Genomic DNA, 16,921 nt, shown 5'->3' with positions numbered 1-16,921 from the left:
AATTGGCTGAGGGTTGCTTCATGTTTACTAGATTGATAAATTAATGTCAAAGGTCCTAACCTTATACAGCCCGGATTGCATAACTTTTTTTTGGTACCCCCAACTTCGTAGCTCGCGTTTGGTATAGTTTACATCGTCCGTGGACATGCGTGGGTCCAAAACGATTTCGTCGAAGAGTTCAATGGGGTCAATGTCGAAATGGATTAAATCATCTACATTATTATCGTCTCTGAAAATAAGCCGGACTTCATTCTCATGCTTGAAAGCCCATCTTTTAAAATAAAACGAGGAAGCCTGTCCCCATCCTGATTGGTCCATGATTTTGCCGTTCATCCTGATGGTATCATCTAACATTGCAGTGAGTGATTTTTGAGATTGATACTTTACCTTACCTATAAAGGATTGGAGGTTGTATTCCTGGTCATGGATATCCCTAAAACTCCCACCTTTTTCAAACAGTGGCCTAAAAAGTTTAGCAATCGTAGTTTTCACTTTAACGCCTTCTTTGTCGGGCGAGTAGATGCGCCACATGGCGTCGCTTTCTTTTGTCCTCGACCAGCATTGTCCATAGTGGTGATTTCGGGAAGCAATGTTAAAAGGCGTACCACCATCCACGGTAGCCTGAGCACGGAGGATAAAATTTTCAAACGGGTCATCCCACATGGAGGGCCTCACAAGGGTTAGTTTTTTTTGCGTAAAAATTTCCTGCAGCCGCTGAAAGCTGAAGATCCGATAGATGGATTTTTCGAGGTCTGCTTCGGTGAGGAATATGAGGTTTTTTAGCATCGCTGTTTTAGTATGGTTTAGCAAAAAACGGGCAGGTCAAAGACTAGACAGTTTTTGAAAGATTTTAATTTACTCTTTACTGTCAACCGGGGCATCATTTCCCACCTGCTCACTGGCTTCTACGAGTTCAAACTTTTCCAATTCCTCATAGATGACAACCATTTCCGCATTCAGCTGCTTGACATATTCACTGCAGATATGGTAATACATATCTTCCTTCTCATCAGTTAACTCAAACTGAATTAAGCCCCTTTTTAAATCTTTGAGGATAGCGTTGAATACGCTTTTAATATTATTGGGATTATCCTCAGTTAGGATAATCTCAAAATTTTCTGAATGGCCCTCCAAAACTAATTTGCTTTGGTCAGTTTGTCTTTTGATTGTTGCTTTTTTAGTTACCATAGATTTTTCCTCTTTCCCCGAAAGCCGATTTTCCACCTTCCAGTGTTTTCATACTTATTTCTTTCCAGTCTAACTCCCCTCTGGAATTGTTGATGCATTTTAGTGTATTAAAAAACGGATTGCCCGTCATCGTATAATATAGCCCATTTTCTCTTAAGCGGTAGATGGAGTTGTAAGGTAAAGTCCTGACTGCGATGTTGGCATCGTGGGTGGCAATAATCACCTTCTTGCCTAACAATGCTTTTTCTTTGATGATCGGGACGATCACATCATTAATGTAGTCATTCCCCAAGCTCTTTTCAGGTTCATCAATAAGGTAAATCTCCTTGTCCTCTGTAAGTTCTTTGTGCAGCAGGATCATGGATGATTCCCCGTTTGATGGGTGATATAGGTTACCATCCAGAACAAATATCCTGTTGAACAATAGCAAATCACTGACGGTCCGAATATGCTCGACGCCATCAATATCCTTTAGGGTGGCGATCTTTTCAAAAAGTTCATTGCTGTACACATGCTTCGATATGGCGGTAATTTGATTCGCAAATTCTTTCTGTGGCGTCTTGTTAATGTTTTTGACGGTGCTATAAGCGCCATCAATAAAGGAACCGTTTTGAATCCTGAGGCTGGTCCTACAATAGAGTTTGCCCTTTTCACCCAAATCTCCAGCGAAATCTTCAATCGGTGGTATAGGGGTTTCGATGATAGATTTTATTTTATTAATCTGCCGTTCAATTTTAATGCGGTTACGCGCGTAATCGATAAATCCGGTACTGGTTGGCTTTTGTGGTACGCCCGTTTTTTTGGCGACTTCCTGATTGAATATCTTGACAATCTGATTGAGTAATCGCAGGCTATTAGCCTCTAAAAACTGTGCATCTATCTTAGATTTAAGCCGGATCAGAATACGCTCCACGATATTGATCAGTTCATCGAGCAATTGCTGTTCTATTAGGTCCATAACCAGTTCATCTTCCGAAACGAATGATTGGAATTTTTTGAAATGATCCAGAATTTCGCTGATTTCCTCCAACGAGCGCAGCGCATTCTCCTCATCGATATGGTTGATGTTTTTGATTTTTAGCTGCTGGGCTATTTTATTGGTTTCCTCTCCTGAAAAGTGCTGCCGGTATTTACCCATACTGGTAACGGCGACTTCGGTGGCAGTTTTGATGAATTCAAACTCATTGGTGCATTCATCCAGGCCGAAATCGCTAACGTCCGTATTAAAGCTGATTCCACGCAGGTTGAAAACATCGTTGACATGTTTGTCATTTGACATGTAAACACTGGTCGCATAGCCTTTGCTATTGTAATAGAGCGAAAGGCTTTTTAAGATATCTGTTTTACCAGTGCCTTTGGACCCAAAAAAGACATTGATGTCATTGTAAATATCTAAATTAATAATTTCTCCAACGCCAAAGGGCGTTATGGTAACTTGATCAAAAGTTTTCTTTTGCAAAATGGTGTTGATGGTCGCCTCGTTTTTATCCAGCAACAGACAGAATTGCTCGAAGCTATCCACGGGAAGTCGCAATTCGGGCAGATCCTGGGAAAGTACCTCGTATTGGTTCCAGTCCTGGATATCTGAACCATAAATAGAGTTATGACCGTGACTGATAAAAATACCGGCGGAAATGGAGTTTGCAGCCTCCTTGATGACCCTCCGTGGATTAGGAATTTGCGAGGCTAAAAGGTCTAGTTCCTCATCCCTGAGATTGGGTTTTTTATTCAGGTAGTGCGCGATGTAGAGACAATCCAGATCTTTAAAATTTTCGACGGTATCTGAAATGGATATTGTATAAGCATTTGGATCTTGTCCATTTAGGATTTTGTCACAGCGTTGGCTGAAGAGTTCTGCATGCTTTGGATTTGCAATTACAAGCAGGTGGGCACGGTTGCCATCTTCCATAATATCCAGTTCAATACCTGGCCAAATCTGGCAAACATCAATCACCGTTGCCGCGATTGCCTGGTATTGGCCCAGGTCAAAATGGTTATGGTTAGTAATCGCCAATATCCGGACCTCCGTCAATCGGATAATGTCGTTAAAACGCTCAGGCGTTATAGTTCTGGTTTCTGCATCGCCTGTTTTTACTCTTTTGGTATGGACATGAATATCAATTTTCATCGTATGATTTCTTAAATCTCCTGGGCTGTCAGTTCCATAATGTTTTGGTTGGAAGTAACATACCACTAATGTTAAACAATTATCGGATAATTCGTAAAATGATGGTTACGGGAAACCGTACTGCATGTTTGTTTTCTATTTGTTAAACATCGACATGGCAATATTCAGTTTGGTTTAAGTGGCATCCAGACTAAGGAAGTCTAAGTGTCGAGGGCTCGATTTGCAGGTAACAAAAAGAATATTAGGGTAAAGAAAGCGAAATAACATGATGAAAATTTTAGATAGCTAAAGATAGGAAATAAGTTTGTGAAAAATAAATCAGGCTAAGTATGCTGAGAATATGGCAGATTTTAGCCTAAGCTAATAGAATCTAATTAGCTTACGTGTGTCAGTAAATATTGTGGCGAAAGCAGTTTTGGGATAATCAGCGCAGCGACAAGAGCATTACCAGCAAGGCGCTTTGTAAGGAGCTCCAGCAAAATAAGTTAATTCTACGACGGGTCTATCAAACAAATCCGCCAAGAGTAGAACACACGCTCACAAGCTTCGTTAATATCTTGCCTCCTAATGATTTCAATTTCTGAAAATACATTATGTTCACCACGGAAATATAACATTTCCTGCTTTTCGATCATGCCTCCAATCAATGACCCTGCAACAGATTTACCACTCAAATATGAATAGAAGAAGCCACCCAACTACTGCTTCGCTACCGGAATGCCCTAAGCATTGCTAACGGCTCACCCTCCACCACACCCACCCCACCAACATCACCCCACCGAAAACCCAATACCACCAACAAACCCCAACCCTCGAACTACTCACCGCTCCCTTCTTTTCCTTTAAACTTTGTTGCGCCTGTTGCTTTTGCGTCACAGCCGCCGCTCCTGTTGTTTTAGTTTCTACCTTCCGATTATCCCGTTTCCAAAGCTCCATCATTTCCACTTCCCCCTTAAAACCACTATCAGGCGAATAATACACAATGCCTTTCGGCCATATGCGCCACTGCAATTCGGAGTTACTGCTATCATGAGTCATTATTGTCCATTGCTGGGTAGCTGTCAATTCGGTTTGGAGACTGCTGGTCGAGCTCAATGAAGCCTTAGAGGAATCTTTCCGTAAGGTACTGCAGGCCGCCAGACAGGCGGCCAACAGTAGTAGTAAACGCTTCATGACTTATTCCCTTTCAGCCAATTGGCAAAATACTTGATGGTGCGGATATGGCGGTACTTGCTATACACGCCGTCACCTTCCCGGCTCCCGGCAACATTGGTATTTCCTTCCACGGTAATAATCCAGGAGCCACGTTGCATTTTCACGATGCCGCAATGGGCAATGCGCTTAAGGCCGGGAAAGTAAATACCAAATACATCTGCAGGTTCAGGCTTGCGGATGCGTTTGCTTAGTGGAAGCAAGGAAGGGCTCCAGGCCGTACGGGGTTGCCCGCAGCCGGCTTGTCCGTATACCCAGCTCACGAATGCTCCACACCAGGGATCTCCTTTGGCATTGCCTGTATAGTACAAAAATTTTTCTACAGCCAGGCCATCATTGCTGCCGGTGGCTTCATGAACACCCAGCTGGCTTTCCGCAACCTGAAGGATCAGTTGCCGGGTGGGTTGATTACGAAAAGGCGGCTTTAAAATACCGCCGCCAGGCAGCCCACTGCCGATAATAAAAGCAGTGCAAAGCAGGCATAATAAAAACTTAACTGTTGCCATGATGGTAAATTTTTAAATTGTGAAACCATTAAATAAATTGAAGGTAGTGCGAGTTGCTTTCGTAAAATATTGAGCAAGCCCAGCGATAAGAGCAGCAGGCAGAACCAGCAAATCAAACTGAAGAATGCGAGCTGCCAGATGCCGGCGTCTAACCATCCTACGGTAGCATCGCCATTGCCCAAAAACAAGGGTAATACCCGCCAGGCCGTTGTTAATCCCGATACCAATAATAGCAGGAGAAAAACACGAAATAGTAAATCTCCTTTGCGGAGTTGTAATAATAAAGTTTTCATGATGAATAAATTTAAAGATGAAAGAAATACCGCCCGGCAAAGCCTTGTGTTGCCCTTGGCTATAACCCCGGCTGGCCGGGCGGTAAATCAGGATAATTGATTTAGCCCCTTACAGCACCGTTAATTCGGAGATGTACGTGCTATCACTGTTCAAATTGGCAGTGGTAGTAGAGCTAAAAGCCACATAAATGTGAACCGTATCCCCGACAAACACGTTGGGAAGCTGCATGGCATAAGTACCGGCAGATCGCTCTGCTACCAGCGAAGCCCTCATGAATTTGGACTTTACCGGGTTATATACCAGTACACTTAAGCTGTCGCTAGGCATGTAGCGATCATCTTTAAGTTGTACGTCATACTCCCAGCTGATGTTCACAATACCGCCCGCAGCCGGCTCTACCAGAAACTCAACCGGCAATTCCAGCGAACCTTCACTGAAACGTACCTTGGTCAGCTCGATTTCGTAATCCGGATAAATGCCCACAATTGCGTTTTTGATGTGGTAAGAAACTGCAACGTTCATCGGTGTCGACACACCTGCCGATGAGGCAAAGCCCCTGTTGATCAGGGCTGCAAACCTGCTCAGGAATGGTGTGACCAATCCAAATTTAAGCTGTACCGACAGTTGCTTTTCCGTTGCCGCCTTCCCACTACTGCGGGGCAAACCCCTGATTACATCTAAGCTGCGCCAATAAGCACCAACCACTGTTCCTGTTTTCTTACGGAATCCCCCAAGGATACCCTGTTTAATTACTCCCATTGTTTTATGGATTAAATGAAAAAATTTGTTAATTCGTCGTCCTGTGCCTGAAGCTAACCGGTGTGTTCATGCCAGCGGCGACAGAACAAAGGAACACGAATAAAAAGCCTTAAAATAGTCCCCTGGGTACGGTACCTTTGGTCGAAATGTGCCACAGCACACACATAAATGGCATTTATTTTTATTTACAATTAATTTTCACGACTGTATTTCCGCTCAATAGGGTGACATTTGTAACCAAAAAATATTTTTTTTGGAAATTAAAATCTGATATTTTAAATTTAAGTGTTGGTTCGTCACAACACCTGGCTCTGAAATGAGGGAATGCTTCATTCTCCTCCTGTATTTCAGGCACAATGCTTTTACTTTTCCCTATAACTTGTTCGTATTTCGTACGTGTCTTGAACGTGTCTCGAACGTGTCTGCTACGTGTTTTTACGTTCCAGGCCAGTTTCGGGTATGGCCCGGCTATGCTATAACCCTGTACCGATTATATGCCGTGGTCGAAGGATTATAAAACTAAAACCAAAGGAATTATGACGAAGATTAAAAAAGGAATTTTAGGCGGCCTGTCAGGAAAGATAGGTCCTGTTGTTGGCGCTAACTGGAAAGGGACGGATTATTTACGGTCCAAGCCCTCCATACCACCGGTGCAAACCCCACCGCGCAAAATGGCCCAGGCTAAATTTGGGTACCTCACTTCTTTTCTCAAACCCTTCCACCCATATCTGTTGCAGGGATTTAAACATGCGGCAATAGGGAAAACGGAATTCAATGCCGCTTTTACGGCCAACTTCAAAACAGCGCTGCAAGGGGAATATCCCGATTTCAGTATCGACTTCAGCCAGTTGCTTTTGAGTTCGGGAAAGCTGGAAGTGGTTGCAAACCCAACATGTACCCGCTTAAGCGCTTCTAAATTGCAGTTTAAATGGCAAGATGTAACCAAAGGTCATTTCCATATTGATGATCTGATCATGATTGTGGTATACAGTGCTAAACGGAAAAGGGCCGACGGTATGATCGGGGGTGTAAAAAGAAATGCGGGCAACTGTATATTCAAGATGGAGAAACGTTTATGGACCAGCGAGGTGGAGGTTTTCATCAGTGTGATTGGCCATAACGGAAGAGCAGTATCTAACAGCTATTATCTGGGAAAGGTGGATGTGATATGAAAAAACAGCTTCATCTACTCAGGCAGTTGGTGCAGCAAGCAGTAACGCACTCAGACAATACCACATCCATTGTTACAGATTCCTTTGCCGTAAATCAGGCTGGCGATTTGTTGATGATTAAAGATGTAATGATTGATTATTTACAGAATTTGAGCTTTAGTAAAAAGCCGGAAGTTTTCATTAAAAGGAAAATCCTGCATACGCAGCGCGAGTGTATTACGCTGCTTGATATGTTGCCCAGAACCAAAATGGCTACGCCTGATCAGGTTGCATTAGCAGATCAAATGAGGAAATGCCTGGATGAGTTACTGCGACATCTGCATCAGCACAACTGCTATTTCAGCTGTGAGGTCAATGCGCCCTACATAGAAATACAGCGCATTACTGATAAAACCTTTCAGAAAATGACGGTGATGAAAGCCGCTTTGAAACGTAAAAAGATTTACAGTGAATTGCTCAACATTATTTGCGCTGCTTTTGACCGGTTTCATCTGAGTCAGCAACATACCTACCAGCACCTGCAATACATGTCTGCGCTACAGCTTTCCATTCTGAAACTATGTGAGAAAGCGAGTGATCTGGATTTCGATTATCAGCTCATTGAACACCTCACTTACTGGTGCTTTAATGAATGTCATTTTGTGGATTACTGCAAGTCGTTGATTAAAAAGGCGCTAAAACCCCATTATGGAACGAAACAGTGTTATGAACAACTATGTCATTTCGAAAAGCGGCTAACCGTACAACAGGAAAAAGCCAATCTCCGGTATAGCGTGCAACGTAACAGTGTTAAGTATCAGTTAATGGTTTTTGTGCAGGCCGAGCTGGAGTGCATTGAAAAGAAACAGCAGTACCATTCTGGAGGTAAAGGTGTAACCCTGAAGCATACCGCTCAAATAGGTAGCTACCGCGTGCAAACCAGTTTCTCTGTAGCGGCACTGGCTTATTTCATGAAGCTACTGTGCGAATCAGGCATCATTCAAGCCGAACCCCGGTCACAGCTACTCGCCTTTATTGCGCATCATTTCCAAACACCGCGCATTGGCGAGCAGGAGTTATCAGCCAGTAGTTTAGCCACTAAATACAAGCAGGTAACTCCGCGAACGGCCCATGCAATGAAAGCCAAGCTGAAGGAGCTTTGTCAGAGAATTGATGATGATTTTGGAAGTGGTGACTAGATTATGTTCAAATCCGGATATACTATCATTTTTCTCCCGGCAACGGATTTGCTCCGTTGCCGGGATTTTACTGAGTTTGGTTCCGCATGTGCTCAAAATACCACTTTTTAAATGCCCTTTTTTTGCTCCTGCTGACCAGCAATTTTTTTTCATAAGCATGGTGTGGTATTACATAAAGTATTTTTTCATCGCGTTGTAATTCTTTTATATTTCTCCAATGAATCAATGCTTGCTTATTAATTCGAAAATAATCTTCTGTTTTTATCTTGTTCAATGACTGTGTAAGGTTATAGTCCCAGTTAACCCATTCCCCGCTACTATGGTAAGCCGCATGGCCCAGGTTTTTCACACAAATGATATAGCAAAACTCATCCTCACCAAGCGGCATCTTCTTTTCGGGCTTAACAGGCAAAATCACATAACGAATTTTAGGCGTATCTTCAGTGGCAGTTGGTGGGTTTATATCAGTGGATAAAGGTGGCTGACTATCCTGATCCGGAATTCCGAAATCAACGATTTCTGGTCGGTGAGCCCGCGTTTCCATGTATTCGAAATAAAAGCAATAGGTTGAATTGACCACCATTAAAAAAAGTAACACCATCATAAAAATATGGTAAAAAAAGCTTCCCCCAAATGGCTGTCTCCCATTTAAGTGATAAAGCATACCGGCAAGCATCAGTTCGATACCAGCGGCAACAGCCACCCCATAAAAAAACTGTTTCTTAAATCGCTTCGAGGTCAACTTAAATCCGCCATCCTTGCTGTTTAACCAGCATGTGATGGCGTAAATATACCAGATCAAAACAAAGGCTATCGCCCCACTTTCAGATATGGAAATATAATAATAACCTTCATGAATCAAATCACGAATTTTTTCGCCTGTAAATTGCATTACAATAACCAAGCCTGCTAAAAATGAAATAAAAAGGGTAACTAAAAGATGTACCCAGGCTCTCCAACCCTGGAGGCAAAAAGCTGAAAAATGCATAACCACAAGTATTAAAAATATGCTTATGGGATGTGTTTTGGGCAAAAGGTACCGTTCCCGTAAAAGGGAATATACCGTTTAGCGAGTTTGAGGGTGATTTTTTTCAAATATAAACAAATGGGGAATAATTTTATAACGCCGAAATAATTTGGCAAAATAAAATTACATAACATGATTAAACACTTTTTTGATGAGGAGGGTGTAGAGCAGACACAGCTTGCCCTCTATGGTTTAACCGATGCGGAACGGCAGGAAGAAGCCGCCGCCATCCGGCTGGATCTGCCCGCCTGGGTAGTCCGATGGTTTGAGCTTGATGCTCAACAACAAGCGTACTTTAATCAGATGAACAGCCAGATGATTGGTTTTTTAGCTGAGCAAGCCAGTTTCGCAGTAGCCAACCGTTTACCCATCACTTTAATCAAGTACAGCGCAAGGGCTGAAGGTGATGAATCGGATAAACTGTTTAAACCGACCAGTAGCCTTACCGCTACAGCCGATTCCAATGGCAACTTCGAGGCCAGCGGAAGCCTGACGATTGAAGTAAGCTATAACTGACATGGTATGGAACGAACAAGTCCTTAAATTAAGCCCTGCAATTGACGAAGGTTGCAGGGCATTTCTCATTTAAAATCAAAACCTATGGATCAGCTCATCCAACTTAAAACCTGTTTAGATGCCATCGGACTAAACAGCCTGGTGGCCTGGCAGGCACTTGCCGCAGCATGTGTTACTGTTAAGCTTAAAACCGGAGAAAATTTTATCTGCCAGGCAGGTACAGTTGCATTTATTATTGAAGGTATTATTAAAGAATATGACTCCTCGCTGCGCACTAAGCCAGCAATCGTAAACCTGCTCACTGCCAATGAATATGTTGTGACATTTGTTGGTAGCAATCACCATTTCTACAGGGCGAGTTGTCCATCGACCCTAGTTTACATTGATAATACCAGGCAGTGGCAGCTATTCGATCAGTTCAATGAATTGCAGAGCCTATACTTCAATATTGAAGATTTACATTTTCAATCCCGACAGCGCCGTACTCAGTTATTGGAATTCAATACCGCCCGGGAACGTATCAAAGCATTTATCAGAAAAAACCGGAGCATCCTCCCTTTTCTGCGAAAAAAGGATATCGCCAACTACCTCTGTCTGGAATACAATTTATTTGTCAGGCACTATAGTAAACTGCTATAACGCCCTTTTTGCTGTTCATCCGACAGTAAATTTACTACCCATCGAACAGCATTTTTGCCACCCGTTGAACATCGTTTCCAAGTAGCATTTCATGGTACCTTAGTATTAGAAATCAGATACATAACCCTGATCGCCTGAACCTGTACCGATACGGTTATGTTCAACAATTTGGCGGAGTGGTTCACGTGATCGTGGTAATGCTTTTTGGTTTCTGTAAACCTTAAATTATAACATTATGTACAAATTAGCTAGTATCAAGTCCGGCCTGATGGCCGTAGTACTCGGTTTAGCTACCGTAGCGGGCATGAGTGCCTTCACCCGCTCCGATGGCGAAAAAGAAAACAACAGGGTGGGGTATTTTTATAAATACAAATTAACCACCTACACTCAGGCACAAATCGAGAATCCTGCAAATTATCAAAGGGAGGATCAAAACTGTACAACTGGTTCACATGTCTGTGGTGTATCATTAGCTACAGATAACGGTTCACTAGCTGCACCAGACACTGATGAGTTTAATGATGTAAAAGATGCATTGTGGGCTTCAGAACAAGCTGATGCCGCTCAGATTACCGAGATTAAAATGCGTAACTAACCAGTGGAGCGGCGGCATGCGGATACATGCCACCGCTTTTTTATGGATTCTGTTCCATCCCGCTCAGCTGTATTGCTGTTTTGTCAATTGGCAGCACATATCTGATGTCGCCTGGTTTTAAGGTGTATACCACTTGTTTTATCGTTCGGGATAAAGTGATCGCCTGTGCAGGTTCCTGATTCAGGCGTTTTAAATCCGGCCAGCGCAAATTTCTGAAGAGCAACTCCTTTCTGCGTTCCAGCAAAACGGTACTTAAAGCCGCAGCCTGATTAGTAAACGTGTATGGACTGAACGTTCCTGTTTTATATCTTTTACTAAGCAAGGTATTCAGGTCGCCTGCTGCTGCACCAAGCAAACCCAATCTTGCTTTGCATTCTGCCCTGATCAGCAACACTTCATCGGTAGCCATGCCACTAAAAAATACCGCAGTACTCAATCCCGTATAATTTCCCTTAAATGCGTAAGTAGCATCGGTATTTTTCTTAAAGAACACCGTTTTTCGGAGATCATTTGAGGCGTAAGATGCATACAAGACCGGATCGACTTTCGCTTTGGTTTGTGCCAGTACCGAAGCTACCGCTGTCCGGCAATCGTAAATCACTTCATCATTGAACTGGGCAAAAGGGATGGTGGCTGTTGTACTCACACTATTATAATCAATTAGCGTACTGCTCACCTGCAAACAGGAATCGGCGTAAAGGGCGGCATCCTGATAATTCCCCATCAACAGGTTTGTCCGCGCCAGTAATGCCCATGCCGCAGGTTTAGTCGCCAGATACTTAGCCTTTGACACATTAGGCAATAATCGTACTGCAGCCTTTACATCGGCCAATATTTGCGCGTAGGTTTCAGCCAGATTTGGCCTTACGCTTTTAGCCTCTACATCGCTAACTAGTTTAAGCGGAATACCCAGTTGGCTGGCCGCGTTGGTATTATTGTAGGTAGTGGCAAAAAGCTGCACAACCGCAAGGTGGTAAAAGGATCTTAGAAATAAAGCCTGCCCTTTAATCACATTTGCCTGGGTTTGTTCAGCATCGCTAAGCTTTAGTGTTGGTATGGTTTCAATAATCAGATTAGCATTAAAAATCACTTTGTATGGCGGATTCCAGTCTGCAGTAGTCACATCATATTTTTGCCAGAGGTAAAGATTTCGCTGCCTTTCGGTGGATGAAGACCAGCTGGCATCGTTAAGGTAATAATCATCTGCCGAGGTTTCACCTGCTGATGGATACTGCCCGTTCATCACGGCATAATTATCAAGTATCCCTTGTAAGTCACTTAACTTGTCCGGGGTCGAAATTCTTTTGTTGGGTTTTTCTTCCAGATACTTCTCACAACTCCAGTGCATTACTGAAATGACGATAATTAAGGTGAGGTATAAAAATCTTGTTTTCATTGTTTTTATTTTAAATTAAAAACCGGCTTTAATTCCAGCTGCCAGGCTGATCCTGTTTTGAATCCCTTGAACTGCGTCAGGATCAAGATTCAGTTTATTTTCCCTCCAAAGGATCAGGTTAAGCTGATTGGTGTAGAGGTAAAAGTTAACCTGTTTCAGGAATTTAATTTTTTGAGGCTGCCACTGGTAATTGAGGTAAATGTCTTCCAAGCGGATATGATCGCCCCTTTCCACAGTGATCTCTGATTGTGTATAAAAGAGATCGCGCATCCCATTTTCGGGATACACCAGCGAAGGCACATTGGTATGTGCTTCATCGCCCGGTTTTTGCCAGCGCTGTTCGTATTCGCTGATTCCATTACTATTGAGATACATACTTGCATAATTCAGAGCGGGTCTGCGGAAATAATATCCAAGTTCATAGCGGATATTTAACGTCAGGCTCAGGTTTTTCCAGTTAAAGGTGTTTCGGAGGTTTCCGAAAACGGGTGGAACAGCAGAACCATGTACCACCTGCTGGCTGAGCGGAGTCAGGGCAATGGCATCGTAATCAGTGCTGATTTGTCCGTTTACATAACCACGCGGATTCCCTGTTGCCGGATCCAGCCCTGCCCATTTGAAGCTTACTACCGCATAAGGATTAAGTTCCAAAACTGGAAATACGGTTACGCCATCACTGGTAAGCCCATCTGTTATTAAATTTGCTGAGGTACCCACCACTCTGTAATTAATGTAGCTAAACAATAAGCTGCTCTGCCAGCTGAAATTACCATTGATGTTCCTGCTATTCAGTACCACATCTATGCCCCTGGCTTTGATGGCTGCCGAATTCAGTGTAACAGAACTAAAACCTGAAGTGGCATCCGTATAAACCGTATTCATCAGATCAAAAGAATATTTTGAAAAAGCCTCGATACTGCCGTTAACCCGATCATTTTTAATGGCGAAATCAAGACCCAGGTTTAATTGTTCAGTTTGCTCCCACCTCAGGTTGGGATTAGGCGGCGTAGTTACGGTTACGTATGCCTGGTTGATCGGTGAACTTGCAGCCTCTGCATAGGTGATCCGCGTGAGTGCAGACGCATTCGTATTTACATTCCCGCTAAAGCCATAAGATCCCCTCAGGTTCATTTTCGGGATGAACTCACTGTGATAAAATGGTTCTTCACTCAATTTCCATAACGCGCCTACCGACCACAAGGGTACCCAACGTTGATTCGTTCGTATCCCAAACAAATTCGAGGCGTCCCGTCGTACGGTACCCGTAATTTTGTAACGCCCGCGAAAAGTATAGGCAGCATTGGCATAAGCCGAAATAAAACGGTTCACAGTTTCTGCAGGTATGCCGGCAGTGGGAATATATACACTGCTACTGAGGTTTAAATATGTTGGATAGGCATGTACCCCATCTACCGCAACACTATTCAGGGTTTCAGGATTGTATCCATATAACAATGTATTATCCGTCCGCTGGTTTATTTCCCTTTGCTCCCCGCCTAAAATGGCATCCACCTGGTGATTGCCCCAGTGATGGTTCAGGTTGAGCTGTGCCCTTAGCGCATGGCTCTGCTGCGCAATGTCTGATGACTTATAAATTCCACCGCGGGGCAGGTTGTAGGTAGTGGAACTGCCTAATACGGTGAAACGGTTAATCAGGTCGCGGGTAAAATAGGTGGCTTCGCTATTAAATTGTGGTGTTTTCTCATTACTTCTTTGGTATTGATACTTCACATCAGCGCTAAGCCAGGGCGTAATGCGATAGCTACTGCCCAGATTCACCACTACGTCGAAAAGCCGGTTTTGTTTATCACTATTGGCAAGTTCGTCCAGCGGCCGATATTTCCAATCTAGCAAACGCCCTTTCCCTACAGTATCGGTAAAGCGCCCCCTGTAATATAAATTGATGGGTAAGGCATTACCCTGATCATCGGCTAACCTGCTGTAAGCAGAAACCCCTCCTTCCGATGCGGAAAAGCTGCCATAACCGGCAGGGCTATTGCTCTTACTCAGGCTATTGGTTACCGCAATCCCCGCTTGTACCTTCCAGTTTTTGTTTAGGGAAATGGTATTGTCAGACCGGAAAGTTAATCGTTGTGACTCATTGCCCTCAAGATTAGTCAGATTTCTGTCGGAACCTGCCGACAAACGGTAAGTTACCGCATTGCTGTTTCCTGCAATGGACAAAGCATACTGCTTCCCTACTGCTGTACGGTACAGATATTTTAGCATATCGCTCCGCAAGTCCTGTGTTTTCAGCTGGTTTAGTTTTTGTGCAGCAGTCGCAGTCGTAATTGTACCTTGTCGCTGATCATTGAGAATTTCTGCAACTTCAGGAATAACCTGATAGTAGGTACTATTGAAGCGATCATCATAATAGCCCTGTGCAAATAGCATGCTTTCCAGATCAACAGTTGCCTCCGGACTAAGCTGATCGGCCTTATATAGATCTGGTTTGGCCTGAATGTTCAAACTGCTGTTAAAATCAATACGCATGGTCTCCCCTGTTTTGGCTTTTTTACTGGTCAACACGATTACGCCGTTGCCTGCCCTTGCACCCCATATAGCACTTGCCGCAGCATCTTTCAATACCGTTACACTTTCGATATCGTTGGGATTAATGTTATCGAGGTTACCTTCATATGGAAAATTATCCAATACCACCAATGGCATCATGCTCCTGCTATCCAGTGATGCCAGCCCCCTGATCTGGTAGGTAGTGGCTACATTCGCTCTCTTATCTACCTGAAAACTACTGGTGATGTTCGCCAGTCTGGTCAATATTGAAGGACTCACATTCTGTACCAACTGTGCCTGATCTACTTTATAAAATGATCCGGTTGAACGGCCTTTTACCACATCCTGGTATCCTGTGCTCACTGTTACCTCTTCCAGCTGCCGGTTTGCAGGTTGCATCGTTACCTGTAGATTGTGTCCGAATGGAACATTGATTACCGTATCAATAGAATGAAACCCGGTATAGGTAATATTAAGGCGGTACCTTCCCGCTGACAACGTGAACATGAACTCTCCCCTGCCCCCGCTTGATGTTTTTTGGTTTGAACCTAAGATCGAGATAGTTGCATCTTTAAGTGGTTCTCCCTTCTCATTTAAGACAGTTCCTTTCAAGCTTTGCCCATATAAAACACAGCTATAGCTCATCAGTAGCAATAAAAAAATATACTTCCTGATCATGGCTTTACGTTTTTCTGTTGTCTATACCTCTCCCGAATAATTAGTACCCTTCTTCGTTCCTGAGCAAGAACGATGATGTTTGAAGGGTGAAACATTGAACCTTCCATTACCGCTGTTAAATATCCATCACCATTGATAACCACCAAAGTTGGTAAAGACACAGCTGGAAATAAATAATTAACTAAGGTATCTTCGACCAGCGTAAACATATTCTCGACAGCTGCCTGATTATTATTGAATACATTTTCTACTTTCGCCCTATCATCGCGAACTGCTTTCTTGTTTACCAGTATAACCTGCAAGTCATCACCCAGACTATCCTGTAGCTTTTTCAGTTTTGGAAAGCCTTCAATGCAGTTTCCACACCAGCTTGCCCAGCTATCGAGCACGATGACCTTGCCCTTGTATTGCATTAAATTCTCCGTGGTAAATTTCCCGTTCCGGTAAACTTGCATAGGTGTATTCCAAAATTCATCGGGAACCTGCTCACCTCCTCTTACAGGCCTAAGTAGGATTTGTTTTTCTTGCGCACTGGCGCTAAAATTCAGGCATAGCAATGCCACTGCGTTGAAAAGTATATTTTTTCGCATTTGGTTTTGTTTAATAAAAGTTTAGGATTGAAAAAGCAAAAACAAGGCAGGTCAGTATAATCCGAAGATAAAAGAATTACATAACATGATCCGCCTGCCTTGCAATGGGGTTATTCTGGCTGCCGCGGCTTCATTGCGAAAAGCCTGTTGAAGTGGTAAAATAAATGTGGTTTCATAATATAGTTAGTTTGGTATAGTAGCTTTTACTAAAAATAACAGGTATCATCACAAAACCTGGCTGCCCCGCATAAATCACCCTTTAGTCATGCAACAGCAGCACAGGAATTGCACGCCCAGCTTCAATGCTATCTTTAAACTTTAAAAAATGTATGGTTGTAAAATACCAAGCCCAATGGTTTCCCACCAATAGGCGGAAAACCATTATGCGAATTATAAAAAAGATGCTTACCTTAGAATCGTCACAACCCAAAGAAGTAGGCCCTCTGTTTTAATTAGCATGGAGGCTTGATCCGGAAATAAATTACCAAGGCTCAGGAGCTCTTCTGATTATATTAATCAGCCGTGTTCC

At 43.2% G+C, this 16,921-nt stretch carries 17 protein-coding genes; 6 read left to right on the top strand and 11 right to left on the bottom strand.

Going from position 1 to position 16,921, the window contains the following annotated elements; genetic code table 11:
* Nucleotides 1–27: 27 nt before the first annotated feature.
* The 3 genes from R2Q80_RS20820 to R2Q80_RS20810 form a co-directional block, all read right to left on the bottom strand.
* On the bottom strand, nt 28–786 hold the full coding sequence (locus tag R2Q80_RS20820; protein WP_316801462.1) for a DUF2971 domain-containing protein: 759 nt from the start codon (nt 784–786) through the stop codon (nt 28–30).
* A gap of 69 nt (nt 787–855) precedes the next feature.
* Nucleotides 856–1,188 (bottom strand): hypothetical protein, encoded by a 333-nt coding sequence (locus R2Q80_RS20815; RefSeq protein ID WP_316801461.1) that lies wholly within the window; start codon nt 1,186–1,188, stop codon nt 856–858.
* Nucleotides 1,178–3,316, bottom strand: a complete 2,139-nt coding sequence (locus tag R2Q80_RS20810; RefSeq protein ID WP_316801460.1) for a hypothetical protein — start codon at nt 3,314–3,316, stop codon at nt 1,178–1,180. Before R2Q80_RS20810 ends, R2Q80_RS20815 begins: the two co-directional genes overlap by 11 nt.
* Before the next feature lie 398 nt (nt 3,317–3,714).
* Between R2Q80_RS20810 and R2Q80_RS21945 the strand changes: the two genes are divergently transcribed.
* Nucleotides 3,715–3,900 (top strand): winged helix-turn-helix transcriptional regulator, encoded by a 186-nt coding sequence (locus R2Q80_RS21945; protein WP_410478777.1) that lies wholly within the window; start codon nt 3,715–3,717, stop codon nt 3,898–3,900.
* Nucleotides 3,901–4,048: 148 nt separating this feature from the next.
* Here R2Q80_RS21945 and R2Q80_RS20805 read toward each other — a convergent pair whose 3' ends face one another.
* From R2Q80_RS20805 to R2Q80_RS20790, 4 genes are all read right to left on the bottom strand, one after another.
* On the bottom strand, nt 4,049–4,489 hold the full coding sequence (locus tag R2Q80_RS20805) for a hypothetical protein (RefSeq protein ID WP_316801459.1): 441 nt from the start codon (nt 4,487–4,489) through the stop codon (nt 4,049–4,051).
* A complete protein-coding gene (locus R2Q80_RS20800; RefSeq protein ID WP_316801458.1) occupies nt 4,486–5,034 on the bottom strand; it encodes a peptidoglycan-binding protein in 549 nt (182 codons plus the stop codon). Before R2Q80_RS20800 ends, R2Q80_RS20805 begins: the two co-directional genes overlap by 4 nt.
* The gene (locus R2Q80_RS20795) at nt 4,953–5,327 is read right to left on the bottom strand and encodes a hypothetical protein (RefSeq protein ID WP_316801457.1); all 375 of its coding nucleotides are present in this window, start codon (nt 5,325–5,327) and stop codon (nt 4,953–4,955) included. Before R2Q80_RS20795 ends, R2Q80_RS20800 begins: the two co-directional genes overlap by 82 nt.
* Before the next feature lie 109 nt (nt 5,328–5,436).
* Complete coding sequence (locus R2Q80_RS20790; protein ID WP_316801456.1) at nt 5,437–6,087, bottom strand: DUF6266 family protein; 651 nt, start codon at nt 6,085–6,087, stop codon at nt 5,437–5,439.
* A 536-nt stretch (nt 6,088–6,623) separates the two neighbouring features.
* On the opposite strand from R2Q80_RS20790, the gene R2Q80_RS20785 reads away from it, so the two are divergent.
* A complete protein-coding gene (locus R2Q80_RS20785) occupies nt 6,624–7,259 on the top strand; it encodes a DUF6266 family protein (protein WP_316801455.1) in 636 nt (211 codons plus the stop codon).
* The gene (locus R2Q80_RS20780; protein WP_316801454.1) at nt 7,256–8,437 is read left to right on the top strand and encodes a hypothetical protein; all 1,182 of its coding nucleotides are present in this window, start codon (nt 7,256–7,258) and stop codon (nt 8,435–8,437) included. The genes R2Q80_RS20785 and R2Q80_RS20780 overlap by 4 nt, the downstream gene beginning before the upstream one ends.
* A 67-nt stretch (nt 8,438–8,504) precedes the next feature.
* Here the strand turns inward: R2Q80_RS20780 and R2Q80_RS20775 are convergent, their stop codons facing one another.
* Nucleotides 8,505–9,425: a LytTR family DNA-binding domain-containing protein gene (locus R2Q80_RS20775; protein WP_316801453.1), complete on the bottom strand. Its 921-nt coding sequence runs from the start codon at nt 9,423–9,425 to the stop codon at nt 8,505–8,507.
* 171 nt (nt 9,426–9,596) lie between these two features.
* Between R2Q80_RS20775 and R2Q80_RS20770 the strand changes: the two genes are divergently transcribed.
* The 3 genes from R2Q80_RS20770 (at nt 9,597) to R2Q80_RS20760 (ending at nt 11,214) form a co-directional block, all read left to right on the top strand.
* Nucleotides 9,597–9,980, top strand: a complete 384-nt coding sequence (locus tag R2Q80_RS20770) for a hypothetical protein (RefSeq protein ID WP_316801452.1) — start codon at nt 9,597–9,599, stop codon at nt 9,978–9,980.
* Nucleotides 9,981–10,064: 84 nt separating this feature from the next.
* Nucleotides 10,065–10,619 carry a hypothetical protein gene (locus R2Q80_RS20765; RefSeq protein ID WP_316801451.1) on the top strand — a complete coding sequence of 185 codons (555 nt, stop codon included), beginning with the start codon at nt 10,065–10,067 and terminating at the stop codon, nt 10,617–10,619.
* A 235-nt stretch (nt 10,620–10,854) separates the two neighbouring features.
* Nucleotides 10,855–11,214 carry a hypothetical protein gene (locus tag R2Q80_RS20760; protein WP_316801450.1) on the top strand — a complete coding sequence of 120 codons (360 nt, stop codon included), beginning with the start codon at nt 10,855–10,857 and terminating at the stop codon, nt 11,212–11,214.
* Nucleotides 11,215–11,254: 40 nt separating this feature from the next.
* On the opposite strand, the gene R2Q80_RS20755 is transcribed toward R2Q80_RS20760, so the two are convergent.
* From R2Q80_RS20755 to R2Q80_RS20745, 3 genes are read right to left on the bottom strand one after another with little or no spacing between them, the layout of a single operon-like run.
* Nucleotides 11,255–12,610: a RagB/SusD family nutrient uptake outer membrane protein gene (locus R2Q80_RS20755; RefSeq protein WP_316801449.1), complete on the bottom strand. Its 1,356-nt coding sequence runs from the start codon at nt 12,608–12,610 to the stop codon at nt 11,255–11,257.
* Nucleotides 12,611–12,625: 15 nt separating this feature from the next.
* Nucleotides 12,626–15,802, bottom strand: coding sequence for a SusC/RagA family TonB-linked outer membrane protein (locus R2Q80_RS20750; RefSeq protein ID WP_316801448.1), 3,177 nt, complete (start codon nt 15,800–15,802; stop codon nt 12,626–12,628).
* Nucleotides 15,799–16,392, bottom strand: coding sequence for a TlpA disulfide reductase family protein (locus R2Q80_RS20745; protein ID WP_316801447.1), 594 nt, complete (start codon nt 16,390–16,392; stop codon nt 15,799–15,801). The genes R2Q80_RS20750 and R2Q80_RS20745 overlap by 4 nt, the downstream gene beginning before the upstream one ends.
* Between the last annotated feature and the right edge of the window lie 529 nt (nt 16,393–16,921).

It is taken from the genome of Pedobacter frigidisoli (genome assembly GCF_032678525.1).
Classification (GTDB): Bacteria; Bacteroidota; Bacteroidia; order Sphingobacteriales; family Sphingobacteriaceae; genus Pedobacter; species Pedobacter frigidisoli_A.
The sequence above is the reverse complement of the archived record's forward strand: the minus strand, read 5'-3'. Positions and strand labels throughout refer to the sequence as shown.

Coding starts and splice junctions, on each gene's coding strand:
- R2Q80_RS20820 (WP_316801462.1), bottom strand. CDS start 786: ATGCTAAAAAACCTCATATTCCTCACCGAAGCAGACCTCGAAAAATCC.
- R2Q80_RS20815 (WP_316801461.1), bottom strand. CDS start 1,188: ATGGTAACTAAAAAAGCAACAATCAAAAGACAAACTGACCAAAGCAAA.
- R2Q80_RS20810 (WP_316801460.1), bottom strand. CDS start 3,316: ATGAAAATTGATATTCATGTCCATACCAAAAGAGTAAAAACAGGCGAT.
- R2Q80_RS20805 (WP_316801459.1), bottom strand. CDS start 4,489: ATGAAGCGTTTACTACTACTGTTGGCCGCCTGTCTGGCGGCCTGCAGT.
- R2Q80_RS20800 (WP_316801458.1), bottom strand. CDS start 5,034: ATGGCAACAGTTAAGTTTTTATTATGCCTGCTTTGCACTGCTTTTATT.
- R2Q80_RS20795 (WP_316801457.1), bottom strand. CDS start 5,327: ATGAAAACTTTATTATTACAACTCCGCAAAGGAGATTTACTATTTCGT.
- R2Q80_RS20790 (WP_316801456.1), bottom strand. CDS start 6,087: ATGGGAGTAATTAAACAGGGTATCCTTGGGGGATTCCGTAAGAAAACA.
- R2Q80_RS20785 (WP_316801455.1), top strand. CDS start 6,624: ATGACGAAGATTAAAAAAGGAATTTTAGGCGGCCTGTCAGGAAAGATA.
- R2Q80_RS20780 (WP_316801454.1), top strand. CDS start 7,256: ATGAAAAAACAGCTTCATCTACTCAGGCAGTTGGTGCAGCAAGCAGTA.
- R2Q80_RS20775 (WP_316801453.1), bottom strand. CDS start 9,425: ATGCATTTTTCAGCTTTTTGCCTCCAGGGTTGGAGAGCCTGGGTACAT.
- R2Q80_RS20770 (WP_316801452.1), top strand. CDS start 9,597: ATGATTAAACACTTTTTTGATGAGGAGGGTGTAGAGCAGACACAGCTT.
- R2Q80_RS20765 (WP_316801451.1), top strand. CDS start 10,065: ATGGATCAGCTCATCCAACTTAAAACCTGTTTAGATGCCATCGGACTA.
- R2Q80_RS20760 (WP_316801450.1), top strand. CDS start 10,855: ATGTACAAATTAGCTAGTATCAAGTCCGGCCTGATGGCCGTAGTACTC.
- R2Q80_RS20755 (WP_316801449.1), bottom strand. CDS start 12,610: ATGAAAACAAGATTTTTATACCTCACCTTAATTATCGTCATTTCAGTA.
- R2Q80_RS20750 (WP_316801448.1), bottom strand. CDS start 15,802: ATGATCAGGAAGTATATTTTTTTATTGCTACTGATGAGCTATAGCTGT.
- R2Q80_RS20745 (WP_316801447.1), bottom strand. CDS start 16,392: ATGCGAAAAAATATACTTTTCAACGCAGTGGCATTGCTATGCCTGAAT.